The sequence below is a fragment of the Hyphomonas sp. ske169 genome (genome assembly GCF_056850855.1).
The window spans coordinates 1,789,234-1,808,631 of the sequence record NZ_CP096146.1 but is presented as its reverse complement, the minus strand read 5'-3'; the positions used below and the strand labels follow the sequence as shown (position 1 = coordinate 1,808,631).

Below are 19,398 nucleotides of genomic sequence, written 5' to 3'. Positions count from 1 at the left end.
CCAATTAGGAGGAAACATTGGTAGAAATCCATGGCCATTGCGCCGACAAATTTGCGGGCGTGAAAACCGCGTTCGAAACGAATTTCACTGCCCATGACGAGATTGGCGCCAGCGTCGCGATCACTCATGAAGGGGAATTTGTGGTCGACCTTTGGGCGGGGCATTTGTCACGCGACAAAACCCAGACCTGGGACGAAAACACAATCACCAATGTCTGGTCGAGCACCAAGACCATGGCGGCCATGAGCCTGCTGGTTTTGGCGGATCGAGGCGAGGTCGATCTTCATGCCCCCGCCGCGAAATACTGGCCCGAATTTGCGGCGGCCGGAAAAGACAAAGTCGAGGTCCGCCACTTTCTATCTCATATGGCGGGCTTGTCCGGCATGGACACGAAAGTCGAAGGCGACGCTTTGTATGACTGGGACTGGATAACCCGCGAACTGGCCGCTCAAGCGCCGTGGTGGGAGCCGGGGACGGCCTCTGGATATCACGCGCTCACTCAAGGCCATTTGATCGGTGAAATCGTGCGACGCGTGACGGGCCAATCGATTGGCGCCTTTTTCGCAAGCGAAATTGCCGGACCTTTGGGCGCTGATTTCCATATTGGCACTGGAGACGAGCACGCCTCGCGTATCTCACCGCTCACGCCGCCGCCTGAAAATGTGCGCCCGGCCAATGATGGATCCGTGGCGTCCAAAACTTTTGCCAACCCGCCAATTGAAGCGACCCGAGCGATGGAGCCGGGTTGGCGCAAAGCTGAAATCCCTGCAGCCAACGGCCATGGCAATGCCCGCAGCATTGTCCGCGCGCAAACCGCGATGGCCAATGGCGGTGAGGCATTTGGCAAACGGATCCTGTCTGAAGCTGGCACCCGACGCATATTTGAGCCGCAATCGAATGGAACGGACTTGGTTCTAGGCATCCCGGTGATGTTTGGCATGGGCTATGGACTCAACAATCCCGCTGCCCCGCTTGGGCCTAACAAGCATATTGCTTATTGGGGCGGGTATGGCGGGTCGATCGTGATTGTCGACCAAGACGCGCGGCTCTGCATTTCCTATGTCATGAACCGGATGGAACAAGGCACGACCGGCGATGTGCGAGGCCTATCGCTGGTGATGGCGGCCTATCAGGCCTTAATGGCCGAGTGAAATCGGCGCCGAGAATTTTCTGACGATTGTGTTTCGGTGCGAAGTCGAATTCGCGATTCTTCTGATCGCGCTTTGATCTGGCTGAAGTTAAGAGTCCATTTCAGAGCGCTTCCTGCCATTTAGCTAAGAGGTGGTTCTGGGGCGAGTTAAGGCCTCTCGGTTAGCGCCGCATTCGCAGTCAATTCGGCTCGCAAGACTGCCGAGCGAACTAAGTATCGTCGTCCTCAGTGACGCCTAATTGCAATTCTATCTGCTCCAGCAATGACGTGGCGCTGTTGTGAGCGCCGCCGAGCATCGTCAAATGTCCTTGCCCCCAACCAAGTTGAGTGCGCAGGGTGGCAATGAGTGATGGACTCTCCGCAACTAAATTTAAAAATTCTGCCTTCTCTAAACCATAGTATGGAGACAGGCCGTGCTCTATCCCAACGTCTATCGCGCGATTCCGAGCGGGTCGTAACGTTACATCTTGTGCTTTGATCAATGCTCCGGTGAGATAGCGATAATTTTGCAAATCTCGCACAAGACCCTCGTCCTGGAGCAAACCCAGCTCCCCGCCACTCACCAATACGTCAAATGCGGTTGTGCTAGGCTGTGCATTACCTACAAGAACGGAGTATCCCCATAACTCGCCATCCAAAGTCCCGACGGCGTCATCGAATTCCTTCGTACGGCCGCCAAAGTAAGCTTCCACGAATTCCTCGTATTCGACGCCATCGATCCCGGAAAGAAAGTTTAAATTTCTATCATTCTGGACGGACGCGGTCTCCAGAGTGTAGTTAATAACCGTAATTTTTCCATACGCGCCATCCAATGCGGTCTCATAACTGGCAATGTCGGATCGGAGGTCATTCGCAATATTCTGAAGAATGAGAGTTTCGCGCTGGCGATCACCTTGCGCCTCATTCCAGTTGGCGACCTGAATACCGATGAAGACACCAATCACAACGATGACGAAGTCGATCCCGACTGCGAACCAGTTCTGATCTTTGACGTGTTTTGTAACGCGGCGAAGCAGCATTCTTGTCCCCAATCTCTTTCTTAAGGGACCATGGAACAAAGTCGAAAAAATGCAAAGCCTTACATCTGACGGCGTTACCGTCAGCGACCGGTTTAGGGCGACTTAAGCCGCTCGCTTATGTCGGCTCAGCACTCGAAATCACAGGAGTGACCAAAGGCGGAGACAGGCACTTGCGCGTGTAAGGATTGTGGCCCCTCTTGCGCTTGCCCAAACAGCGCCAACTAAACGCGCGCCTTTATAACGCTTAGATGGGTCGATTGGTCCTGCGCGACATAGCTCGCGCAAGGTGATCCTTGCTAATTCCTGCTCTGCTCGCCAAACTCTGGGAAAGATTTGGGAGGCGGCCAGCATGGTCAAACGTGTTCTTTTCGGGCTCGGCGGGGTTCTGATCCTTGTCATTGGCATCATTTTGGTGCGCACATTCAATTATGGCGGCGCCCCGCAAGATGTGCGCGAGATTGTGCTTCCAGACGTCCCCGAATTTGATGCGATGGTGGCGGCTGAACATCTCGGCGAAGCGATCCAATTCCGCACGATCACCGTCGCGCCCGGCGATCCTCGGGAAGGCCAAGAAGGTCCTTGGCTTGAAATGCAGGCCTGGATGGAAGAAACCTATCCAGCCTTCCACGCCGCGGCGAACAAAGAGACCATCCCGGGCGGCGATAGTTTGCTCTATACCTGGGCCGGCAGTGACCCGAGCTTGGATCCGCTGCTGCTCATGGCGCACCAAGACGTCGTACCGGTCAATATTGGAACCGAAGAAGATTGGGGCGCGCATCCCTTCTCTGGGGATATCCTCGATGGCTATGTCTATGGCCGGGGCGCGATTGACGATAAGGGCTCGATGGTTGGCCTATTCGAAGCTTTGAATGCACTTGCGCTTGAAGGGTTTCAGCCTAAGCGCACCATCCTCCTCATGCTCGGCCATGATGAAGAAGTCTCTGGTTCAGGCGCATCCGCTGGCGTTCAGCTGCTCAAGTCTCGCGGCATCTCCCCGATCATGGCGCTTGATGAGGGCTTTATGGCGATTGAGAACAATCCCCTTACTGGCAGCACGGTTGCCTTTGTTGGGGTTGCGGAAAAGGGTTATGTGACCTTCCAGCTGACCGTCACCGCGGAAGGCGGGCATTCCTCGACGCCGCCGCGCAATAGCGCCACTGTGCGCCTGTCGCGGGCTTTGATCGCGCTGGATGAAAACCAAATGAGCGCGGATTTGAACAACCCGCTGGTCTCGGGCCTGTTCAAAGCAACCGGGGCAGACATGCCCTTTGTGCAACGCATGGCCTTTGCCAATCAATGGCTGTTTGGCGGCTATTTGAAAGGTGCGCTCGGACAGACGCCAGCGGCAAATGCAATGATCCGAACAACCACTGCGCCAACTATGCTGACCGGCTCGGCGAAAGAGAACGTTTTGGCCCAACGCGCGACCGCGATTATCAATTTCCGGATCCACCCAAAGGATACGGAAGAGAGCATTCTGGCGCATATCAAAGAGGTCACCAAAGACATTGAAGGCCTAGAAATCACCTATGGCCGCACCGGTATTCGCGGCGCTGGCGCCTCTCCGGTCAGTCCGATGGACAATCTCGCCTTTGGTGTTCTGTATGCGGTGGCGGCTGATTCAAGCGGCGCACCCGTGGCGCCTGGCCTGGTCCTTGGCGCAACAGATGGACGGTACGCGACCGCGATCACCGATAGTGTCTACCGCTTCATGCCGGCGGTAATGTCGCCCGAAGACCTCACCGGCTTTCATGGCACAAATGAGCGGCTGACGGTTGAGAATATGGGCCGCCTCTCGAAAGGCTATGCCCAGATCATTCTCGCTATGGATGCGAATGCTGAATAGGTTGGCAGGGAGGGGATCAGTGATTTCGCGCGACTCATCCTGAGCGAAGTCGAAGGATGTCTATCCCGAGCTGCACCGCCCTCGTCCTTCGACTTCGCTCAGGATGAGGGCTATTCTTTGCGCGACTAAAGCGCGGCGATAATTGCGTCGCCCATTTCGCTGGTCGACAGTGTGCCGCCGAGATCGCCAGTGCGGGCGCCCGCTTCGAGCGCTTTGCCAACCGCAGCAAATAATCTATCCGCCGCTTCAGGACGCCCGAGAGACCATCGCAGCGCCATTTCAAGCGACAAGATCGCGGCGCAGGGATTGGCTTTGCCTTGTCCCGCAATATCCGGCGCTGAGCCGTGCACGGGCTCATACAGGCCGGGCTTGCCATCATAGCTCAGCGAAGCACTTGGCAGCATGCCGATCGAACCGGTTAGCATTGCGGCTGCGTCTGAGAGGATGTCACCAAACAGGTTGCCAGCCAGAATGACGTCAAACTGTTTTGGGTCACGGACCAATTCCATCGCGCAGGCGTCCGCTAAAACATGGCGGAGGGCCACGCCGTCCCCTTCAGCTTCGTGCAGCGCAATCACGGTTTCGCGCCAGAACAAGCCGCTTTCCATGACATTGGATTTTTCAGTTGAGGCGACCTCACCGCGGCGACCGCGCGCGATTTCAAAAGCGACGCGCGCGACGCGATCAATCTCGCCTTTGGTGTAGCGCGAGGTTTCATAGCCAAAGCTCTTATCGCCAATTCCGCGCTCAAATCCGCGCGGCTCGCCAAAATAAACGCCGGAGGTGAGCTCGCGCACAATCATAATATCGAGGCCTTCGACCACCTCGCGTTTGAGGCTCGAGGCATCCACCAAAGCGGGGAAGCAAAAGGCAGGACGCAGGTTCGCAAATGTATCCATCCCTTTGCGAAGCTGCAAAAGTCCCATTTCTGGACGTAGGTGGCGATCGACGTCGGCCCATTTCGGGCCGCCAACCGCGCCGAGTAATACGGCGTCACTCGACTTAGCTTTGACCATGGCATCTACAGTGAGGGGTTCGCCATGGGCATCAATCGATGCGCCGCCGACCAGGTCTTCGGTAAACTGAAGCTCGGGGACGAGCACTTCCGCGACCCGTCGCGCTTGTTCGGTGACTTCCGGTCCGATCCCGTCTCCGGGCAGCAAAAGCAGGGTCTGGCTCATAGCATCCTCATCCAGCGAAATTCGAGTTTCGCGCCATAGACCAGGTTGTGGGTAAGGAGTCTACTGCGACCAATAGAGCGGCGTTTACAGCGGCAGGGGTTCCGGCTCGGCCTCATACATCCGAACTTTTAGATCTTGCGGACCAATTTCCGCCAGCGCTTGGCGAAACTCCGCCATATGCGGTTCAGCGAAATGGCTGATCAGCGCGTCTTTGTCTTTCCAGCGCTCGATAATCCGCAAGAGGTTCGTGTCGATCAGATCGCGGCGATAGGCGTATTCGATACAGCCTTCTTCGAACCGGCTGGCGACGATCATTTTCTTCATCGCCGCTTCGGCTTTGTCCCAGGCGCCTTCAGGAATGCTGGCGCTGCCTTCAACGATAATCATTCCACCACCTTTATCTTTAGCTTCAGGGTTTCGGCGACATCTTGTGGGGACCGCTCATAAGAGAGGACCAAATTAGATTTGCCCGTTGAAAGCGCTTCGAACACGAACATCTGGTGCCCTCCGCTGCCGGTGATGCCTTCAGGCGCCGGGTCGGCAAAATAGTCATCGCTGAGCTGATCGACTTTTGAGGCATCAATGTCTTTGAGATACCAATAATAGCCGGTGGTCGGATTAGAATCGAGCTTCAGATTGAGCTTGCCGCCCGGGCGCAGCGTGACCTCAGTGCCAGATTCGGGGTCAGTGAAGGTCTGCACGGGCGCAGCGCCTTCGAGGCCGCGCACTTCGGGTTTGGTATTCATGATATCCGGGATACAGGCGCTGAGCAGGAACACGCTGGATAGAATGGCGATCGTGGATTTCATCAGACGGTCTCCAACCAGGGTGTAGCCAGTTTGCGCTGGGTTTCAAACGCCGAGATCGCGTCTTCGGCTTGCAGGGTCAGCGCAATATCGTCCAAGCCATTGAGCAACTTTTCGCGTCGGCCTTCATCATAATCGAAACTGTGCTCCACCCCATCTGGCGTCGTCAGCGTTTTGGTCTCAAGATCAACTTCGAACACGCTATTGCTGCCGCCAGCTTCAGCTGCCAGAGCGTCACAAACCTCAATCGGCAGCGCGATGGCGAGAATGCCATTCTTGCCGCAATTATTGTAGAAAATATCGGCAAAACTCGGCGCGATCACACAGGTAATGCCTTGGTCCAGAAGCGCCCAAGGCGCGTGTTCCCGCGAGGAGCCACAGCCGAAATTCTCACCCGCTATCAATACGCCTGCATCGCGATAGTGCGGCTTGTTCAAAACAAAGTCGGGATTGGGCGAGCCATCTGCCAAAGTCTTCAATTCGTGGAACAGGCCGACGGCGAGACCATCGCGTTCTGTCGTTTTCAAAAACTGTTTGGGGATGATCATGTCAGTGTCGACATTTACCATCAGCTTGCCCTTATCAATTAGGGGCGCGGCGGTTGAGCGAAGTTTTGTGAAGGCTTTCATATCGGCTGTCTAGCGTGAGGAATGGGCGATGAACAGGGTTGGAACGCCTTGCGTGCCATTTCGCACGGTGAACACTTCAGACCCAGGTTTGCGGCCAGTGCGAATTTCGCTGACATCAAGCCCTGTACGTACAAGGCGAGCATGCGCCGCCTTCAAATCATGGGCTTCCCAGGTCAGCCCCCAAATCTGGTCCGGGTCGCTCATGTCTTGCTCGGTTCCGAGCCGGTTGATGACTTCCAATGTCAGCCCGCCTAGACGAAAGAAGAGGAAGCGCGTTTTCCACTGCTCTGCTGTGCGATCAAGCGCAAAGCGAAGGCCGAGCCTGGCGCCATAATTGGCAACGGCACGTTCCGGATTTGGCGTGTTTATGACCAGATGGTCCAGCGCAGAGACCGAGCCTGGTGAGGGGTGCGCTGCGACGACGGGCGTTTCGGTTTGCAGCACGAAGGTTTTGATCCCCGCCATTACCGCATCCGGAATTCGGAATCGCTGCCATGATCGTTCCGCACCGGTATTTTCATCCGTGCTGGCGCCATCGGTTATCTCATCGGGACTGAGGCCGCGGCGGCCCATATCATGATGATCTTGGCCGATATCATCTGATCGATAGACGAGCGAGGTCAGCTGCGCGCCGTCCTTCGTCATGTCTCGTAATTTTTGCGCGGTCTCGCCGTCCCCGTTTGGGGCGAGCAATTCGATGGCTGTATTGCCGACGGCGAATATGGTTGAGGCGGTGTCGGCGGTTTCAGCGCGCCAAACTGGGTCCTCGCCGAGCAGGGTCTGATAGTCGGCGGTCGCGGCTTCGATCTCCGGACAGAGCAAAACAAAATGATCGAGCGACGTGATCATGACCGGAACGCCTCCAATCGCTTTTTCTGCTCACCGGATGCATCGAAATTACTCGGATCGAGCCAGGCTTCAAATGCTGATTTCAAGGCCGGCCAATCTTCATCCGTCATCGCAAACCAGGCGGTGTCGCGGTTCTTGCCTTTGACGACCATGTCATTGCGAAAGACGCCTTCGAACTGGAACCCAAATCGCGCGGCAGCGCTTCGGGAAGCGGCGTTTTCATTGTGGCACTTCCACTCATATCGGCGATAGCCAAGTTCTTCGAAAACATGGTTTGCCATCAGATACATGGCTTCAGTTGCTTCTGGTGTGCGCCTCAGCGCGCGCCCAAACGAGACGCAGCCAATCTCTGCACTGCCATGACTTTCCCGAATACGCATATATCCCGCCATTCCGAGAACAGTGCCGTCCTTAACGCTGCGTATGACAAGCAGTTCCCAACCTAAATCAGCGCAAACGTGGGTTAAAGTTTTTTCAAATTGCGCCTGATCTTTGAAGGGCCCCAGGGGCATAAAGTCCCACAAGTCGGCTATATCCGGCGCTGCAATCGCCTCGTACAGCCCGTTGGCATGCACGCCCCAATCGACCGGCTCGAGCACCACGCGACCTCCGGTCAATGGCCATTGCCCCGGGCGTTCTCGCGGAGTCCAATCATGAAGGTTATTCATTTTTAAGGTGATCCCTTGTTCGCAACAAATTGCTAAACACTCCGACTGCCAGGAAAAAAGCTCCCGAGATTGCGAGCATTGTAGCTGTGAATCTGTTCGATTCTTTCAGTTGTGATACGGGCATCAATACTTCACCCGTGAGCGTCCGAATCTCAGCTACGGTCCTGTCATTAGGTTGGAAGCTCACGATGACTGGTTCGCCTTTAGCAGCATCCAAGCGATTCCGAATGTCTTCAAGTTTCTTCAGATTCAAGGATGAGTGAATGATATGGACCTCAAAATGTGAGTCATCGTAGAGGATTCCAACTTCTATCCGACTTTTTCTCCGAATGAGGCGATATCGCCTGCGTTTGGTCGGTGCCACTTGTTCTGCTGACAGTAATTTTCCCTTATAGGTAATGAATTTCGAAGGCTCTACGGATGTGAATGCATACCCCAAAGACGCAAACAAGAAGAGTATTCCGAACAAACCGAAGAAAACCATCGCAAGTTCTTTGCTTACTCTTTTCACCCCCCGATGACCCCAGTGATTGCGGCTCTGGCGGCGAGATGCGGGCTCATTAGATGGGTGCGCCCCCCGCGGCCTTGGCGGCCTTCGAAATTGCGATTTGAGGTCGAAGCGCAACGCTCGCCAGGCGCTAGGATGTCGGGGTTCATGCCCAAACACATGGAGCAACCCGGTTCACGCCATTCAAATCCAGCGGCCGCGAATACCTCATCCAATCCTTCGGCTTCTGCTTGGGCGCGAACCAGGCCGGAGCCTGGGACGATCATCGCCCGCACGCCGTCTGCTACTTTTCCAGACTTAGCGACATCGGCCGCGGCACGCAGATCCTCAATCCGAGAATTTGTGCAGGATCCAATAAACACACGCTGCACCGGCGTTCCCGCTAGTTTGGCGCCGGCCTCTAAACCCAGATAGTCCAGTGCGCGTTCCGCAGCCGCCATTTTGACAGGGTCACTCATCGAAGCTGGGTTCGGAATAGAAGCTGAGAGGGGGATGGCCTGTTCGGGGCTTGTGCCCCATGTGACGGTGGGTTCGATATCCGAACCATTGATCGCGATCACTTCATCCCAAGCCGCGTCATCATCAGAGTGGAGCGTGCGCCAATGCCGTTCCGCAATTTCCCAGGCGCCGCCTTTCGGAGTCGATGGACGCCCTTTCATATACTCAAAGGTCACGTCATCCGGGGCGATCAGGCCGGCGCGGGCGCCGCCTTCAATCGACAAATTGCACAGGGTCATACGCCCTTCCATGGACAGCGCCCGGATCGCTTCGCCGCGATATTCCATGACATAGCCTGTTCCGCCTGCGGTGCCGATCTTGGCGATCAAATGAAGCGCGAGATCTTTGGCGGTCACCCCATCTGCGAGCGTGCCGCTCACCTCGATCGCCATATTCTTCATTTTTCGCGCACGCAGGGTTTGTGTCGCGAGAACATGCTCGACTTCTGAGGTCCCAATCCCGTGGGCCAAAGACCCGAACGCGCCATGCGTCGAGGTATGGCTGTCGCCGCAGACAATGGTCATCCCGGGTTGGGTGCGGCCCTGCTCAGGACCGACAACATGGACGATGCCATTATTGATATGGCCCATGGGAAAGAACTCGATCCCATAATCCTCAACATTTCGGGTCAAAGCCGCCAACTGATTGCGCGCCGCTTCATCGCGGACCCCATCGAGACCTAAGCCTTGGTTTTCGGTAGGCGTATTATGGTCCGCCACCGCCAGCGTTAAATCCGGACGCCGGACCCCCCGTCCCGCAGATCTCAAGCCAGCAAAGGCCTGCGGGGTCGTCACTTCGTGGATCAAGTGGAGATCGATAAATAGGAGCGCTTCACCCGTCGCCGCGTCTTCACGCACAACATGTTGGTTCCAAATCTTATCGTAGAGTGTTTGTCCGGCCATCTCAGTTCCACCTTTCAGCCGCGTGTATCAGCATGCGCCGACCGTTTTCGCAAGTAGCTGATAGAGAAAAGGGCTGGCAGGAAAATCCCGCCAGCCCCGTTTCAAGTCTATTGTCGGCAAAGTGCCGACAATTATGGGTTTAGTGACAGTCGCAAGGTGCGCCGATATTCAGCACAACCAAGCTTGCGCGAACGGTCTCATAGCGAGTTGCGTTCGTCACAGTCTCAGTTTTTGGAGTGACCTTACGGATCTCAACTGGCTGAATGATTTTGCGGTGAACCGGCTGATAGACATCGCGATGCGTAACCGCCTCGAAATAAGTCTCAGAGTGCTCTTCTTGATACTCTTCGGTCAGTTGCGGGATGTAATTCACAACTGTGTCCGGGATCGCAACTGTATGAGTCTTGCCGGCAAGCGTTTCTGACTCATAGCGTGTGGCACGCGTTTCAGTTTCCGTCCGGCCCTGGAGGACTTCGTTGACGACCGGTTGGATCGTCGTGACCACGACAGGCTGGATGATGTTGCGTGTGACATTGTCGATATACACGTCTTCAACTTCCAACACAGTCCGCTCTGTGACACGTGGTGTGATCGTCTCAACCACTTGTGGTGCGGCAACTGTTTCAACACGAACTGGAAGACGCTCTTCTTCATAGCGCGTATCTTGCGTGACGCTCTCAGTCGTACCGCGCAGGATTTGACGCTCGATTGGTTGAACGGTTGTCACGGTCTTCGGCTGATAGACGTTACGGGTTGCGATATAAGGCACAACGCGTTCTGTGATCTGCTCTTCCGTCACTGTCGTGATGTCTTCAGTGATGTTTTCGATCGTCGCTGGGATCGCGACAGAGTTGCGCTGAACAGGAGCAGTCTTCGTCTCGTAGCGGATCTCATTGGTGATCGTCTCTGTCACAGGGCGGATAATCCGGCGCTGAACAGGCACAACAGTTGTGCGCTCAACCGGCTGAATGATCTCGCGGCGCGTGATCGCGTCATAATAAGTCTCGGTGACTTCTTCGACGGTTTCAGTTGTGACTTGTGGGATGTAATTCTCAACCACGGCCGGAACTTCATCGCGCTCATAGCGGGTCGCCAAGCGATTGGTTTCGTAGATGCGATCTTCGGTGATGTCTTCAACAGACCCCTGCAGCACTTCTTGTGTGATCGGCTGGATCAGTGTGCGTTGAACCGGCTGAGTGATCTCGCGGCGGGTGACCGCATCGACATATTCAGTCGTTTCTTCGATCTCTGTGCGGGTTTCGATCTGCTCTTCGACATTCTCGCAGCAGAGCGTGGTTTCGATCGCTACTTCGGAGCCGCCCAAATAGCGGACGTCCGTGTTGCCACCATTTGCGCCTGAGCGCGAAATGATGTCGCGAATTTCGTCATCCGACAAAGCGCGGTCCGATGTTGCGTCTCCGGTGACGACGTAGCGTTCACCAGCGGCTTTGCCGTCCCAGCTTGTTTGGTCGCCGTCCGCCATCGCGGTGAACGGAAGCAGGCTGACTGCGGCGATGCCGACAAAAATCGACTTAGAAAGTTTCATATCTCTTTTTCCCCTTCTATGTGACTTTTGAAGCCACTTGGCAGGCGTGTTCTTGAAGACCCGACCCATTTCGGGACACGCTTGTGCGCTACGCAAGAACTGCGCCTATCATTTCGTATAGGAAATGAGGGGGGCTTAACCAATCGGATTCCCCCCATGCGAGAAAATCCACTGCTTTTTTAGTGATTTACCTGGCTGAGAAAGCGTTAAGCACCGCACAGAAATAGAAGATATTTACCCTTCCAGGCATGAAAAAACCCCACTCTTTCGAGCGGGGTTTTGTATCTGAGTTCGTTGTGCGAACTATGCTTCGCTATCACCTTCTGGCGCTGCGTCTGCAGCAGCTGCTTCAGCTTCAGCCGCAGCGGCTGCAGACGCATCTTCAGCAGCTTTCGCTTTTGCAGAAGCTTCACGCTCTTTTGCAGCTTCTTCGCGGCGCGCCACTTTCGCAGCATCGCGCTGACGGCGAAGCTCTGTTTTAGAGGTTGTGATCTCTGTGGTTTCCATACCGTGACCGGTGGTCCGTTCGGCGATACGGGCAGATTTACCGCGGCGATCGCGGAGATAGTAAAGCTTGGCGCGGCGGACGCGGCCTTTGCGCTTCACTTCAATGCTTTCGATCATTGGCGACACGACAGGGAATACCCGCTCTACGCCTTCGCCGAAAGAAATCTTACGAACCGTGAAGTTCTCGTTGATGCCTTGGCCAGCGCGGGCAATACAAACGCCTTCATAGCGCTGAACGCGCTCACGGTCGCCTTCTTTAATTCGTACGTTCACCGAAAGCGTATCGCCTGGTGAAAATTCTGGGATGGTTTTGCCAGCGGTGACGCGGGCAACTTCTTCAGCTTCAAGCTGTTCAATCATGTTCATCGTCCGTCTCCGACGCTCGCAAATTGGGTCCATTTCGGAAAGCCGCCCATAAATCGGGTCGGCGGTGTTTTGTCAATGCCTCTGCCTGCTGATTCCTCCACTCTTCGACAGCTTTGTGATCACCGGACAAAAGAACAGCTGGCGTTGTGTGATTTTCCCACTCTCTTGGCAAGGTATAATGCGGGTATTCTAGCAAGCCATTTGAGAAGCTTTCTTCCTCAACCGAAGCCTGATTACCTGCGACTCCAGGGATCAACCGCAGCACGGTTTCGAGCATCGCCATCGCAGCAACATCACCGCCGGCGAGAATGAAATCTCCTAGTGACACTTCGATCAAGTTTCGGTGCTCAATCACGCGTTGGTCGAGCCCTTCAAAACGGCCGCAGAAAAAAGTCAGTCCCGGCCCCTGCGCCCACGTCTCGGCCAATGACTGAGAGAATGGGACGCCGCGCGGGCTAGGATATATGATGGGACCGCGCGCCGGTCCTACATGATCGATTGCAGCGGCCGCAACATCTGGGCGAAGCACGAGCCCGGCGCCACCGCCAGCGGGTTTCTCATCAACTTGCCGATGTTTGCCCAGACCAAAGGCGCGGAGGTCAACTGTATCGAGCGACCACAGGCCCTCTTGGCGCGCCCGCTCCAAGATAGACACGCCCAGCGGCCCGGGAAACGCGTCTGGGTAAAGCGTAATAAAGGTGGCGGCGAAGGTCATGACGGACCGATAGAGAGCGCGAGGAGACGCGAGAGCTCAGCGCGCGGCAGGTTTGATTGTGCTTGAAGCTCTGTAAACGCGGCATCGATGGCTTTCAGTGCGGTTTTGCTCGTGGCGCTCGGTTTATCGAGCACACCCTCGCGCACCAAAGCTGCGCAGACATCTTTTGATGCGATCCAATTGTCATAGCCTGAGAACCGCAAGAAGTATTGCGCGGTCGCGCCGCCAAGGCGAGACCCGTTCTTGCCGAAATAGGCGAGCAGGCCTGACTGATCATCTGCGGGCCAGTCCGACAGAAACGCGCCAAAGCTGCCATACTCTTTTGCGGTAGCGACAATGAAGCGCGCGTTTTCAACCGTCGCCGTAATTTTCTGTCCATTGCGGACAATGGCGGCATCAGCCAGCAGGCGATCAAGATCTTCATCTGAATAGAAGGCCACGCGATTCGGCTGGAAGCCGTCAAATGCGGCTTCGAACCCCGGCCATTTGTTGCGGATCACTTTCCAGCTGAACCCAGCGCTGAACACCGCCTTTGCCATCTCCGCCAAATAGCGATCGTCGCTGACGGATTTTAGGTCGGCGACGGCGTGCTCATTCTTGGCCTGTTCCAGCACGTGTTCTCGCGAGCCGTGATGCTGAGCGGCCAAATCTAAGATCTCTTCAAACTTACGCATCGGGCGCATCGCGTTCTTCGCGCACAGGCATGACTTTTAGGCCTGTAATCTGGTTGCGGTTCTTGCGGGCGATATCAAAGCGATAGCCATAAAAGGCAAAGCGCTGGCCTGGTTCCGGAATAGTCTGGGCTTCGTGGATGACCAGTCCGGCAATGGTCACGGCTTCTTCGTCCGGCAATTCCCAACCCATGGCGCGGTTGAGGTCGCGAATGGTCACCCCGCCTTCAACATAGACCGAGCCATCCGATTGCGGGCGCACGCCCCGCACGACGATATCGTATTCGTCGCGGATATCGCCGACAATCTCTTCCAGAATATCTTCTAGGGTCACAAGCCCTTGCAGGGCGCCATATTCGTCGACGACCAAGGCAAAATGACTGCGTTTCTTCAGGAAGTGATCGAGCTGATCTTCAGCAGCGGTGGTCTCAGGAATGAACCAAGGGTCGCGGCAAATCTCCAAAATATCGAGGCCCGAGGTTTTGCCGTTATTTCCGACGATCGCGCGTAGCAGATCTTTGACGTGCAATATGCCAACAATCTCTTCCTGATCGCCTCGGAACAGCGGCAGGCGGGTATGCGGGCTTGCCAGCGCTTGGCGGACAATCGCATCAGCGGTCTGATCCGCATCAATCATGGTGATATTTTTTCGGTGGATCATGACCTCTTCAACGGTCATATCTTTCAGGTCCAACGCGCCCACCAGGCGGTGCCTGTTCTTCGCGTCGAGGCCTTCTTCAGAATGGTGGAGGTCGATCGTGCCGCGAATATCTTCTTCGGCAGACACGCCGTCATCCGGCGGTTTCACGCCGATCAAGCGCAGCGTGATGTTCACGATGGCCTGAATGCCAGCGACAATCCAACTTGCGACCGCGACAAACCAGGAGATCGGTCGAGACACGGTCATCGCCATCGCATCGGGCCGAGTGATCGCATAGGTCTTGGGCAAGACTTCAGCAAAAACCAATACCAAAACCGTCATCACCGCTGTGGCCACTGCGACGCCGCTTGGGCCGGGCATCAAGCTGACAAATAGGCTGGTGGCGAGCGCCGACGCTAAGATATTGACGAGATTGTTGCCGAGCAGGATCGCGCCGATCAGGCGTTCGCGGTCTGAGATGAGTTTGTTGACGAGGCTTGCGCGCTTGTCACCATCCTTCTCGAGTTGGTGCATGCGTGCGCGGCTTGCGGCTGTGAGCGCCGTTTCAGACCCGGAGAAAAATCCCGACAGGCTGATAAGGACCAGAATGGTCAGTAAAGTGCCGATGATCATCAGCTTTTTTGCAGCTCCTCTTGTAGAAAGTCCTGTACGTCTGACAGGTCTGCATCTGGATAGATAAAGGCTTGCCCAAGTCCTTTCGCAAGGATCAGCGGGACTTTTCCGCCGCGGGCTTTTTTGTCTTGTCGCATTGCCTCAACCAATTGGCCTGCTTCGTAAGGCCCCCCAGCAAGGCTTGGAAGATTGGTTTCAAGGCCAGAGTCTTGGATCAGTTGCACGCCGTGCTGGGCGTCGGATGCTGAGATTAATCCCAAGCGCGCTGAATATCGCAAAGCGAGCGCCATACCGGTGCCGACCGCCTCGCCGTGTAAGAGATCAGGCCCATAACCATTTGCGGCTTCGAGCGCATGCCCGAATGTATGGCCAAGATTGAGTAGGGCACGTACCCCGCCTTCGCGCTCATCTTCTGCAACAATGCCCGCTTTAGCGCGACAAGACACGGCAACGGCTTCGGAGATTGATGCTGAGTCCAATTCAAGGACTTGACTTCCGTGGACTGTTAGCCAGTCGATGAAAGCCGGATCATTGATCAAGCCGTATTTGATGATTTCGGCATAGCCTGCCCGGCGCTCACGCACTGGTAGCGTTTCAAGGACATCCGTGTCAGCCAAAACCAGACGCGGCTGATAGAATGCGCCGACAAGATTCTTACCGTGCCGATTATTGACCGCGGTCTTACCGCCCACAGAGCTGTCGACCTGTGCCAGCAAAGTTGTGGGGATTTGAACAAATTGCATGCCGCGCTTCATCAAAGACGCCGCAAGGCCCGTCAGATCGCCAATCACACCGCCGCCAAAGGCGATCAGCACATCATCGCGGCCAGCACCTTGCTCCAACAACCAGTCCAAGGTCTCACCGAGCAAGGCCCAATTTTTCGTACTCTCGCCAGCCGGTAGGACCTTTTCCAACCCGGTCAGACCGGTAGCGGCCAACCCGTTTTGCAGAGTCGCGCCATGCAGCGCCCAAACGGTCTCGTCGCTAATGATGAAAACCCGCTTTTGTTTGGTGAAGGGGGCAATCAAGCGTCCGGCTTGGGCCATTAATCCGGCGCCAATCAGGATATCATAGCTTCTTGTCCCCAGCTCAACGCGGACTTTTGTGGGCTCGGTCAGGGTTGCGGCGTCCATGTCTCCAGGGCCTTAATAATAGAGGTGACCGTTTTGGAATGCGGCCCGTCCACACTGTGGACCGTTACGTCAGCGAGCTCATATATAGGACGGCGCTGATCAAACAAGTTGGAAAGCACTTGTTTGGCATCTGGACGGCGTAAAAGCGGGCGGTGATTGCGGCGAGATACTCGTTTCCACAAGGTTTCGAGGTCTGCGTTCAGCCAGACGGTGACAGCTTTTTCGCGCATAAGATCGCGTGTCTCAGCATTCAGATACGCGCCGCCGCCTGTCGCCAGAATTTGCGGCGGTTCGCTGAGCAGGCGGCTCAACACTTTATGTTCGACCCGCCGGAACTCTTCCTCGCCATGCAAAGCGAAGATGTCGGCCACCGAGAGCCCGGCGGCTTTTTCGATTTCATCATCGCTGTCGACAAAGGGGCGCCCGAGTTTGTTTGCCAATCGCCGGCCAACCGTAGACTTACCCGCGCCCATCAAGCCAACCAGGGCAACAGTCCGCCCGGCCCACGCCTCATTTCTGTCGGTTTTCAAGGTACTAGATCGGTCTTCAGCCATGGTCTTTTCGGATCTTCCAAACCTGTCCTATACAGGCAAAACGGTTCCGGCAATCTTTGACCATGGCGAAACCCTGCGAAAGGCAAACACTCGATGCGCAAATGGCTGATCATTCTTCTCGTAATTTTGGTGGCAGTTTTCGGCGTGCTTTGGTGGCTCGGCTCGTCTTTAGAAGAGCATAAGCCAGAGGCCGGCGAAACGCGCATGGAGATCGAGCATGTCCTTTAAGGGCATTTTACTCGCTGCCGGTTTTTTTAGTCTCAGCGTATCAGTTCATGCGCAAATCGAATCAGAAAGTCTGGACGATCTTAGCTCATGGGGACAAAGGTTTCTGCCCGAGACCGAGCCAGAATTTTCAAGTGATCTTTGGCGCAACTCAGACAATCAGACCCTACTCGCGCTGCTACAATCGATAGACGTCCGCAGCCTAGGACCAGCCGAGAAACGCCTGCTGCGCCGGATCGTTCTCTCGCCTGCGACACGCCCTCGCGGAGAACGCGCCGAAGATCTACTCGCTCAGCGCGCGCGCTTGATGCTCGAACTCGGCGAGGCCCGGGCTGCAGCCGCGGTGGCGCCAGAGCTTGGCGAAGATTCTCGCGGGCTGGATCCTGAGACATTTGCGATCGATCTTGACTTGGCGAGCGGCCAAGAAGCGTCGGCGTGCCGAGCTTTAAACGGCGCGACGGGTGAAGCGCATTATTGGTACAAATTGCGGGCGGTCTGCGCGGTCCTCCAAGACAATTTCTCAGGCGCGGAACTGGCGATCGAAATTGCCGAAGCGCAAGGCGTTGAAGATGACTGGATGATCGCTGCAATCTTCGCCGCGGCGGGCGATGTGCCCAATCCGCCAAATGCGCGATTTGATACCGGTCTGAACATCGCCCTGTCGGCCAAAGCAGATCTGGATATGTCGAGTTTCACACTGGACGGCGGCCGGCCGGATCTCTCGGCTGCTGCAGCCCGCCGACCAGGGATTCCGAATGATTTGCGCGTCAGGTTCGCCGAAATCGCCAGCGAGTTTGAATTGATCTCGGTCGAAGAACGGCGCGCGATTTTGAAAGACCGGTTCGACTCTGAAGAGGCAGCAACTTTTTCTGCGCTTGAAGTCGCTCTTGCTGACTTGAAAGACCCACTCGTCTCGGATGGAGAGCGTCATAGCCAATTATCTGGCGTGTTGCGCGCGGCGGCTCTGGCAGATCTGACCACATATCGCACCACGGCGAGCCTGTTCTTGCCGGACTTGCAGCAGCTGGTTCAAACACCGGTCGCGGCGGATTTTGCGATCGATTATGCCAAGGCGGCGATGATTGCGGGGGATCGCGAGACCGCCTTGGACTGGCTCAATACGTTCAATTTTGAAGGCTCAGGCGAGCCGGATCCGTATCAGATCGCGGTGATCGAAGCGCTCGATATTCTTGCTGGCGGCGAGGCGTCGCGGCCGTCTTTGGTGGCAATCGAGGCGCGTTTGATAGAAGCGGTTGATTCGAATGAACGTGAACGCCAAGCCGGCGCGATCTTGGCGGCCTGGACCGGGCTGGGATATCCGGTTTCCCCGCTTGGCCGGGATTTTATTGCCCAGCTCTCGGACCGCGGCGAACGGATGGCGCAAGGCCAACAGATTGGGCTTCGGGCTGCGGTATTGTCCGGAGCGGTCGCCGAATCGGGCCTTCTGGTTTTGGCAACGACACGGGGTGAGCCCGGCCGCCTCGCGTCTCCCGATTTTACCGACTTGCTCGCGGCCTTAGTCGCGCTGGGCGCCGAAGATATTGCGCGGGAGCTGGCCATAGAGTCCACAGAGTTTTGGAAGGACCCATAATGAAAATTGCCATCGCCGCCTTCGCCTCGGCAACCGTCCTTGCCGCATGTTCGACCGTCTCGCATGAGCACCATCACACTGACCCAGCTGAAACATTACGTCCCCCGCCGGGCTCGAATCTTATGATGCGTGCGCCAATTACGATCTCAGATGACTTAGAAGTGATCATTTCCGATGTCGTGATCCCGGCAGGCGCAACGGTTCCCCGGCATTTCCATCCAGGCGAAGAATTTGTCTATGTGATTGAAGGCTCCGCTGTGCATGTCGAAGCGGGAAAGCTGGATCAAATCTTAAAAGCTGGCGACGCTTATGTGATCCCGCCGCAAGCCGAGCATGCCCCGCGGGGTGGGCCGGACGGAGCGCGCGCGATTGTGTTCCGCGTCCACAAGCAAGGCCTGCCGGAGCGCGTAAACATGGGCGAGAATGGCCCGGTTGCCGATCAGCAAAGCTTCGAGTTCGACCAACCGTCTGAACAAGTAACTACATTGATGGATAATATTGACTCGCGCGGTGATTATCACTGCCATCCCATGGCGAGGCGGGCTGTTAAGTGCTTTGCCGACAGTGCGCGAGAGCTTTACGTGTTTACTGAGCCTGGCGATCCCGCCCACCCGTCTGCATTGTTCCGAGGGTTCGTCGCTGGTGCGGATGGCGTACCGATTTTGAAAGAAGCAGGATGGTCTGCGGTTGATGAAGAGACCGCGCAGGTATTTTTCAGATCGGTTTATGGCTGGCCGAAAACCAGCACACAAAAAGACTAA

Annotated in this window: 20 protein-coding genes; 5 read left to right on the top strand and 15 right to left on the bottom strand. The window is 56.0% G+C overall.

The annotated features are described in order from the left end of the window. The first annotated feature begins 17 nt into the window (after nt 1–17). Nucleotides 18–1,151, top strand: coding sequence for a serine hydrolase domain-containing protein (locus tag MY069_RS08725; protein ID WP_482793390.1), 1,134 nt, complete (start codon nt 18–20; stop codon nt 1,149–1,151). 208 nt (nt 1,152–1,359) lie between these two features. On the opposite strand, the gene MY069_RS08720 is transcribed toward MY069_RS08725, so the two are convergent. Beyond that, on the bottom strand, nt 1,360–2,169 hold the full coding sequence (locus MY069_RS08720) for a DUF6090 family protein (RefSeq protein WP_482793389.1): 810 nt from the start codon (nt 2,167–2,169) through the stop codon (nt 1,360–1,362). Between the two features lie 349 nt (nt 2,170–2,518). Here MY069_RS08720 and MY069_RS08715 point away from each other — a divergent pair, with 349 nt between their 5' ends. Next, nucleotides 2,519–4,015, top strand: a complete 1,497-nt coding sequence (locus MY069_RS08715) for a M20 family peptidase (protein WP_482793388.1) — start codon at nt 2,519–2,521, stop codon at nt 4,013–4,015. A 125-nt stretch (nt 4,016–4,140) separates the two neighbouring features. On the opposite strand, the gene leuB is transcribed toward MY069_RS08715, so the two are convergent. From leuB to MY069_RS08645, 14 genes are all read right to left on the bottom strand, one after another. Beyond that, a complete protein-coding gene (gene leuB / locus MY069_RS08710; protein WP_482793387.1) occupies nt 4,141–5,196 on the bottom strand; it encodes a 3-isopropylmalate dehydrogenase in 1,056 nt (351 codons plus the stop codon). Nucleotides 5,197–5,280: 84 nt separating this feature from the next. Beyond that, nucleotides 5,281–5,583 carry a putative quinol monooxygenase gene (locus tag MY069_RS08705; RefSeq protein ID WP_482793386.1) on the bottom strand — a complete coding sequence of 101 codons (303 nt, stop codon included), beginning with the start codon at nt 5,581–5,583 and terminating at the stop codon, nt 5,281–5,283. Beyond that, the gene (locus MY069_RS08700) at nt 5,580–6,005 is read right to left on the bottom strand and encodes a protease inhibitor I42 family protein (protein WP_482793385.1); all 426 of its coding nucleotides are present in this window, start codon (nt 6,003–6,005) and stop codon (nt 5,580–5,582) included. The genes MY069_RS08705 and MY069_RS08700 overlap by 4 nt, the downstream gene beginning before the upstream one ends. Further along, nucleotides 6,005–6,631, bottom strand: coding sequence for a 3-isopropylmalate dehydratase small subunit (gene leuD, locus MY069_RS08695; RefSeq protein ID WP_482793384.1), 627 nt, complete (start codon nt 6,629–6,631; stop codon nt 6,005–6,007). Before leuD ends, MY069_RS08700 begins: the two co-directional genes overlap by 1 nt. Nucleotides 6,632–6,640: 9 nt before the next feature. After that, nucleotides 6,641–7,480, bottom strand: coding sequence for a VOC family protein (locus MY069_RS08690; protein WP_482793383.1), 840 nt, complete (start codon nt 7,478–7,480; stop codon nt 6,641–6,643). Beyond that, nucleotides 7,477–8,148, bottom strand: a complete 672-nt coding sequence (locus MY069_RS08685; protein WP_482793382.1) for a GNAT family N-acetyltransferase — start codon at nt 8,146–8,148, stop codon at nt 7,477–7,479. Before MY069_RS08685 ends, MY069_RS08690 begins: the two co-directional genes overlap by 4 nt. Before the next feature lie 507 nt (nt 8,149–8,655). Then, on the bottom strand, nt 8,656–10,056 hold the full coding sequence (leuC, locus tag MY069_RS08680) for a 3-isopropylmalate dehydratase large subunit (RefSeq protein WP_482793381.1): 1,401 nt from the start codon (nt 10,054–10,056) through the stop codon (nt 8,656–8,658). 139 nt (nt 10,057–10,195) lie between these two features. Then, complete coding sequence (locus tag MY069_RS08675; protein WP_482793380.1) at nt 10,196–11,602, bottom strand: hypothetical protein; 1,407 nt, start codon at nt 11,600–11,602, stop codon at nt 10,196–10,198. A gap of 303 nt (nt 11,603–11,905) precedes the next feature. Beyond that, complete coding sequence (gene rplS / locus MY069_RS08670) at nt 11,906–12,475, bottom strand: 50S ribosomal protein L19 (protein ID WP_482793379.1); 570 nt, start codon at nt 12,473–12,475, stop codon at nt 11,906–11,908. Continuing rightward, nucleotides 12,462–13,190: a tRNA (guanosine(37)-N1)-methyltransferase TrmD gene (trmD, locus tag MY069_RS08665; RefSeq protein ID WP_482793378.1), complete on the bottom strand. Its 729-nt coding sequence runs from the start codon at nt 13,188–13,190 to the stop codon at nt 12,462–12,464. Before trmD ends, rplS begins: the two co-directional genes overlap by 14 nt. Beyond that, entirely contained in the window at nt 13,187–13,873 is a 687-nt protein-coding gene (locus tag MY069_RS08660; protein WP_482793377.1) for a DNA-3-methyladenine glycosylase I, read from the bottom strand. The genes trmD and MY069_RS08660 overlap by 4 nt, the downstream gene beginning before the upstream one ends. Next, nucleotides 13,857–15,134, bottom strand: a complete 1,278-nt coding sequence (locus tag MY069_RS08655; RefSeq protein ID WP_482793376.1) for an HlyC/CorC family transporter — start codon at nt 15,132–15,134, stop codon at nt 13,857–13,859. Before MY069_RS08655 ends, MY069_RS08660 begins: the two co-directional genes overlap by 17 nt. After that, nucleotides 15,134–16,267, bottom strand: coding sequence for a 3-dehydroquinate synthase (aroB, locus tag MY069_RS08650; RefSeq protein ID WP_482793375.1), 1,134 nt, complete (start codon nt 16,265–16,267; stop codon nt 15,134–15,136). Before aroB ends, MY069_RS08655 begins: the two co-directional genes overlap by 1 nt. Next, entirely contained in the window at nt 16,249–16,821 is a 573-nt protein-coding gene (locus MY069_RS08645) for a shikimate kinase (RefSeq protein WP_482793374.1), read from the bottom strand. Before MY069_RS08645 ends, aroB begins: the two co-directional genes overlap by 19 nt. 93 nt (nt 16,822–16,914) lie before the next feature. Here MY069_RS08645 and MY069_RS08640 point away from each other — a divergent pair, with 93 nt between their 5' ends. The 3 genes from MY069_RS08640 to MY069_RS08630 are packed head-to-tail and all read left to right on the top strand — an operon-like array spanning nt 16,915 to nt 19,398. Next, nucleotides 16,915–17,049, top strand: a complete 135-nt coding sequence (locus MY069_RS08640) for a hypothetical protein (protein ID WP_482793373.1) — start codon at nt 16,915–16,917, stop codon at nt 17,047–17,049. Further along, nucleotides 17,039–18,637: a hypothetical protein gene (locus tag MY069_RS08635; RefSeq protein ID WP_482793372.1), complete on the top strand. Its 1,599-nt coding sequence runs from the start codon at nt 17,039–17,041 to the stop codon at nt 18,635–18,637. Before MY069_RS08640 ends, MY069_RS08635 begins: the two co-directional genes overlap by 11 nt. After that, complete coding sequence (locus tag MY069_RS08630; RefSeq protein WP_482796673.1) at nt 18,637–19,398, top strand: cupin domain-containing protein; 762 nt, start codon at nt 18,637–18,639, stop codon at nt 19,396–19,398. Before MY069_RS08635 ends, MY069_RS08630 begins: the two co-directional genes overlap by 1 nt.

Coding starts and splice junctions, on each gene's coding strand:
- aroB (WP_482793375.1), bottom strand. CDS start 16,267: ATGGACGCCGCAACCCTGACCGAGCCCACAAAAGTCCGCGTTGAGCTG.
- rplS (WP_482793379.1), bottom strand. CDS start 12,475: ATGAACATGATTGAACAGCTTGAAGCTGAAGAAGTTGCCCGCGTCACC.
- MY069_RS08645 (WP_482793374.1), bottom strand. CDS start 16,821: ATGGCTGAAGACCGATCTAGTACCTTGAAAACCGACAGAAATGAGGCG.
- MY069_RS08630 (WP_482796673.1), top strand. CDS start 18,637: ATGAAAATTGCCATCGCCGCCTTCGCCTCGGCAACCGTCCTTGCCGCA.
- leuB (WP_482793387.1), bottom strand. CDS start 5,196: ATGAGCCAGACCCTGCTTTTGCTGCCCGGAGACGGGATCGGACCGGAA.
- MY069_RS08720 (WP_482793389.1), bottom strand. CDS start 2,169: ATGCTGCTTCGCCGCGTTACAAAACACGTCAAAGATCAGAACTGGTTC.
- MY069_RS08705 (WP_482793386.1), bottom strand. CDS start 5,583: ATGATTATCGTTGAAGGCAGCGCCAGCATTCCTGAAGGCGCCTGGGAC.
- MY069_RS08655 (WP_482793376.1), bottom strand. CDS start 15,134: ATGATCATCGGCACTTTACTGACCATTCTGGTCCTTATCAGCCTGTCG.
- MY069_RS08640 (WP_482793373.1), top strand. CDS start 16,915: ATGCGCAAATGGCTGATCATTCTTCTCGTAATTTTGGTGGCAGTTTTC.
- leuC (WP_482793381.1), bottom strand. CDS start 10,056: ATGGCCGGACAAACACTCTACGATAAGATTTGGAACCAACATGTTGTG.
- leuD (WP_482793384.1), bottom strand. CDS start 6,631: ATGAAAGCCTTCACAAAACTTCGCTCAACCGCCGCGCCCCTAATTGAT.
- MY069_RS08715 (WP_482793388.1), top strand. CDS start 2,519: ATGGTCAAACGTGTTCTTTTCGGGCTCGGCGGGGTTCTGATCCTTGTC.
- trmD (WP_482793378.1), bottom strand. CDS start 13,190: ATGACCTTCGCCGCCACCTTTATTACGCTTTACCCAGACGCGTTTCCC.
- MY069_RS08685 (WP_482793382.1), bottom strand. CDS start 8,148: ATGAATAACCTTCATGATTGGACTCCGCGAGAACGCCCGGGGCAATGG.
- MY069_RS08690 (WP_482793383.1), bottom strand. CDS start 7,480: ATGATCACGTCGCTCGATCATTTTGTTTTGCTCTGTCCGGAGATCGAA.
- MY069_RS08660 (WP_482793377.1), bottom strand. CDS start 13,873: ATGCGCCCGATGCGTAAGTTTGAAGAGATCTTAGATTTGGCCGCTCAG.
- MY069_RS08635 (WP_482793372.1), top strand. CDS start 17,039: ATGTCCTTTAAGGGCATTTTACTCGCTGCCGGTTTTTTTAGTCTCAGC.
- MY069_RS08675 (WP_482793380.1), bottom strand. CDS start 11,602: ATGAAACTTTCTAAGTCGATTTTTGTCGGCATCGCCGCAGTCAGCCTG.
- MY069_RS08700 (WP_482793385.1), bottom strand. CDS start 6,005: ATGAAATCCACGATCGCCATTCTATCCAGCGTGTTCCTGCTCAGCGCC.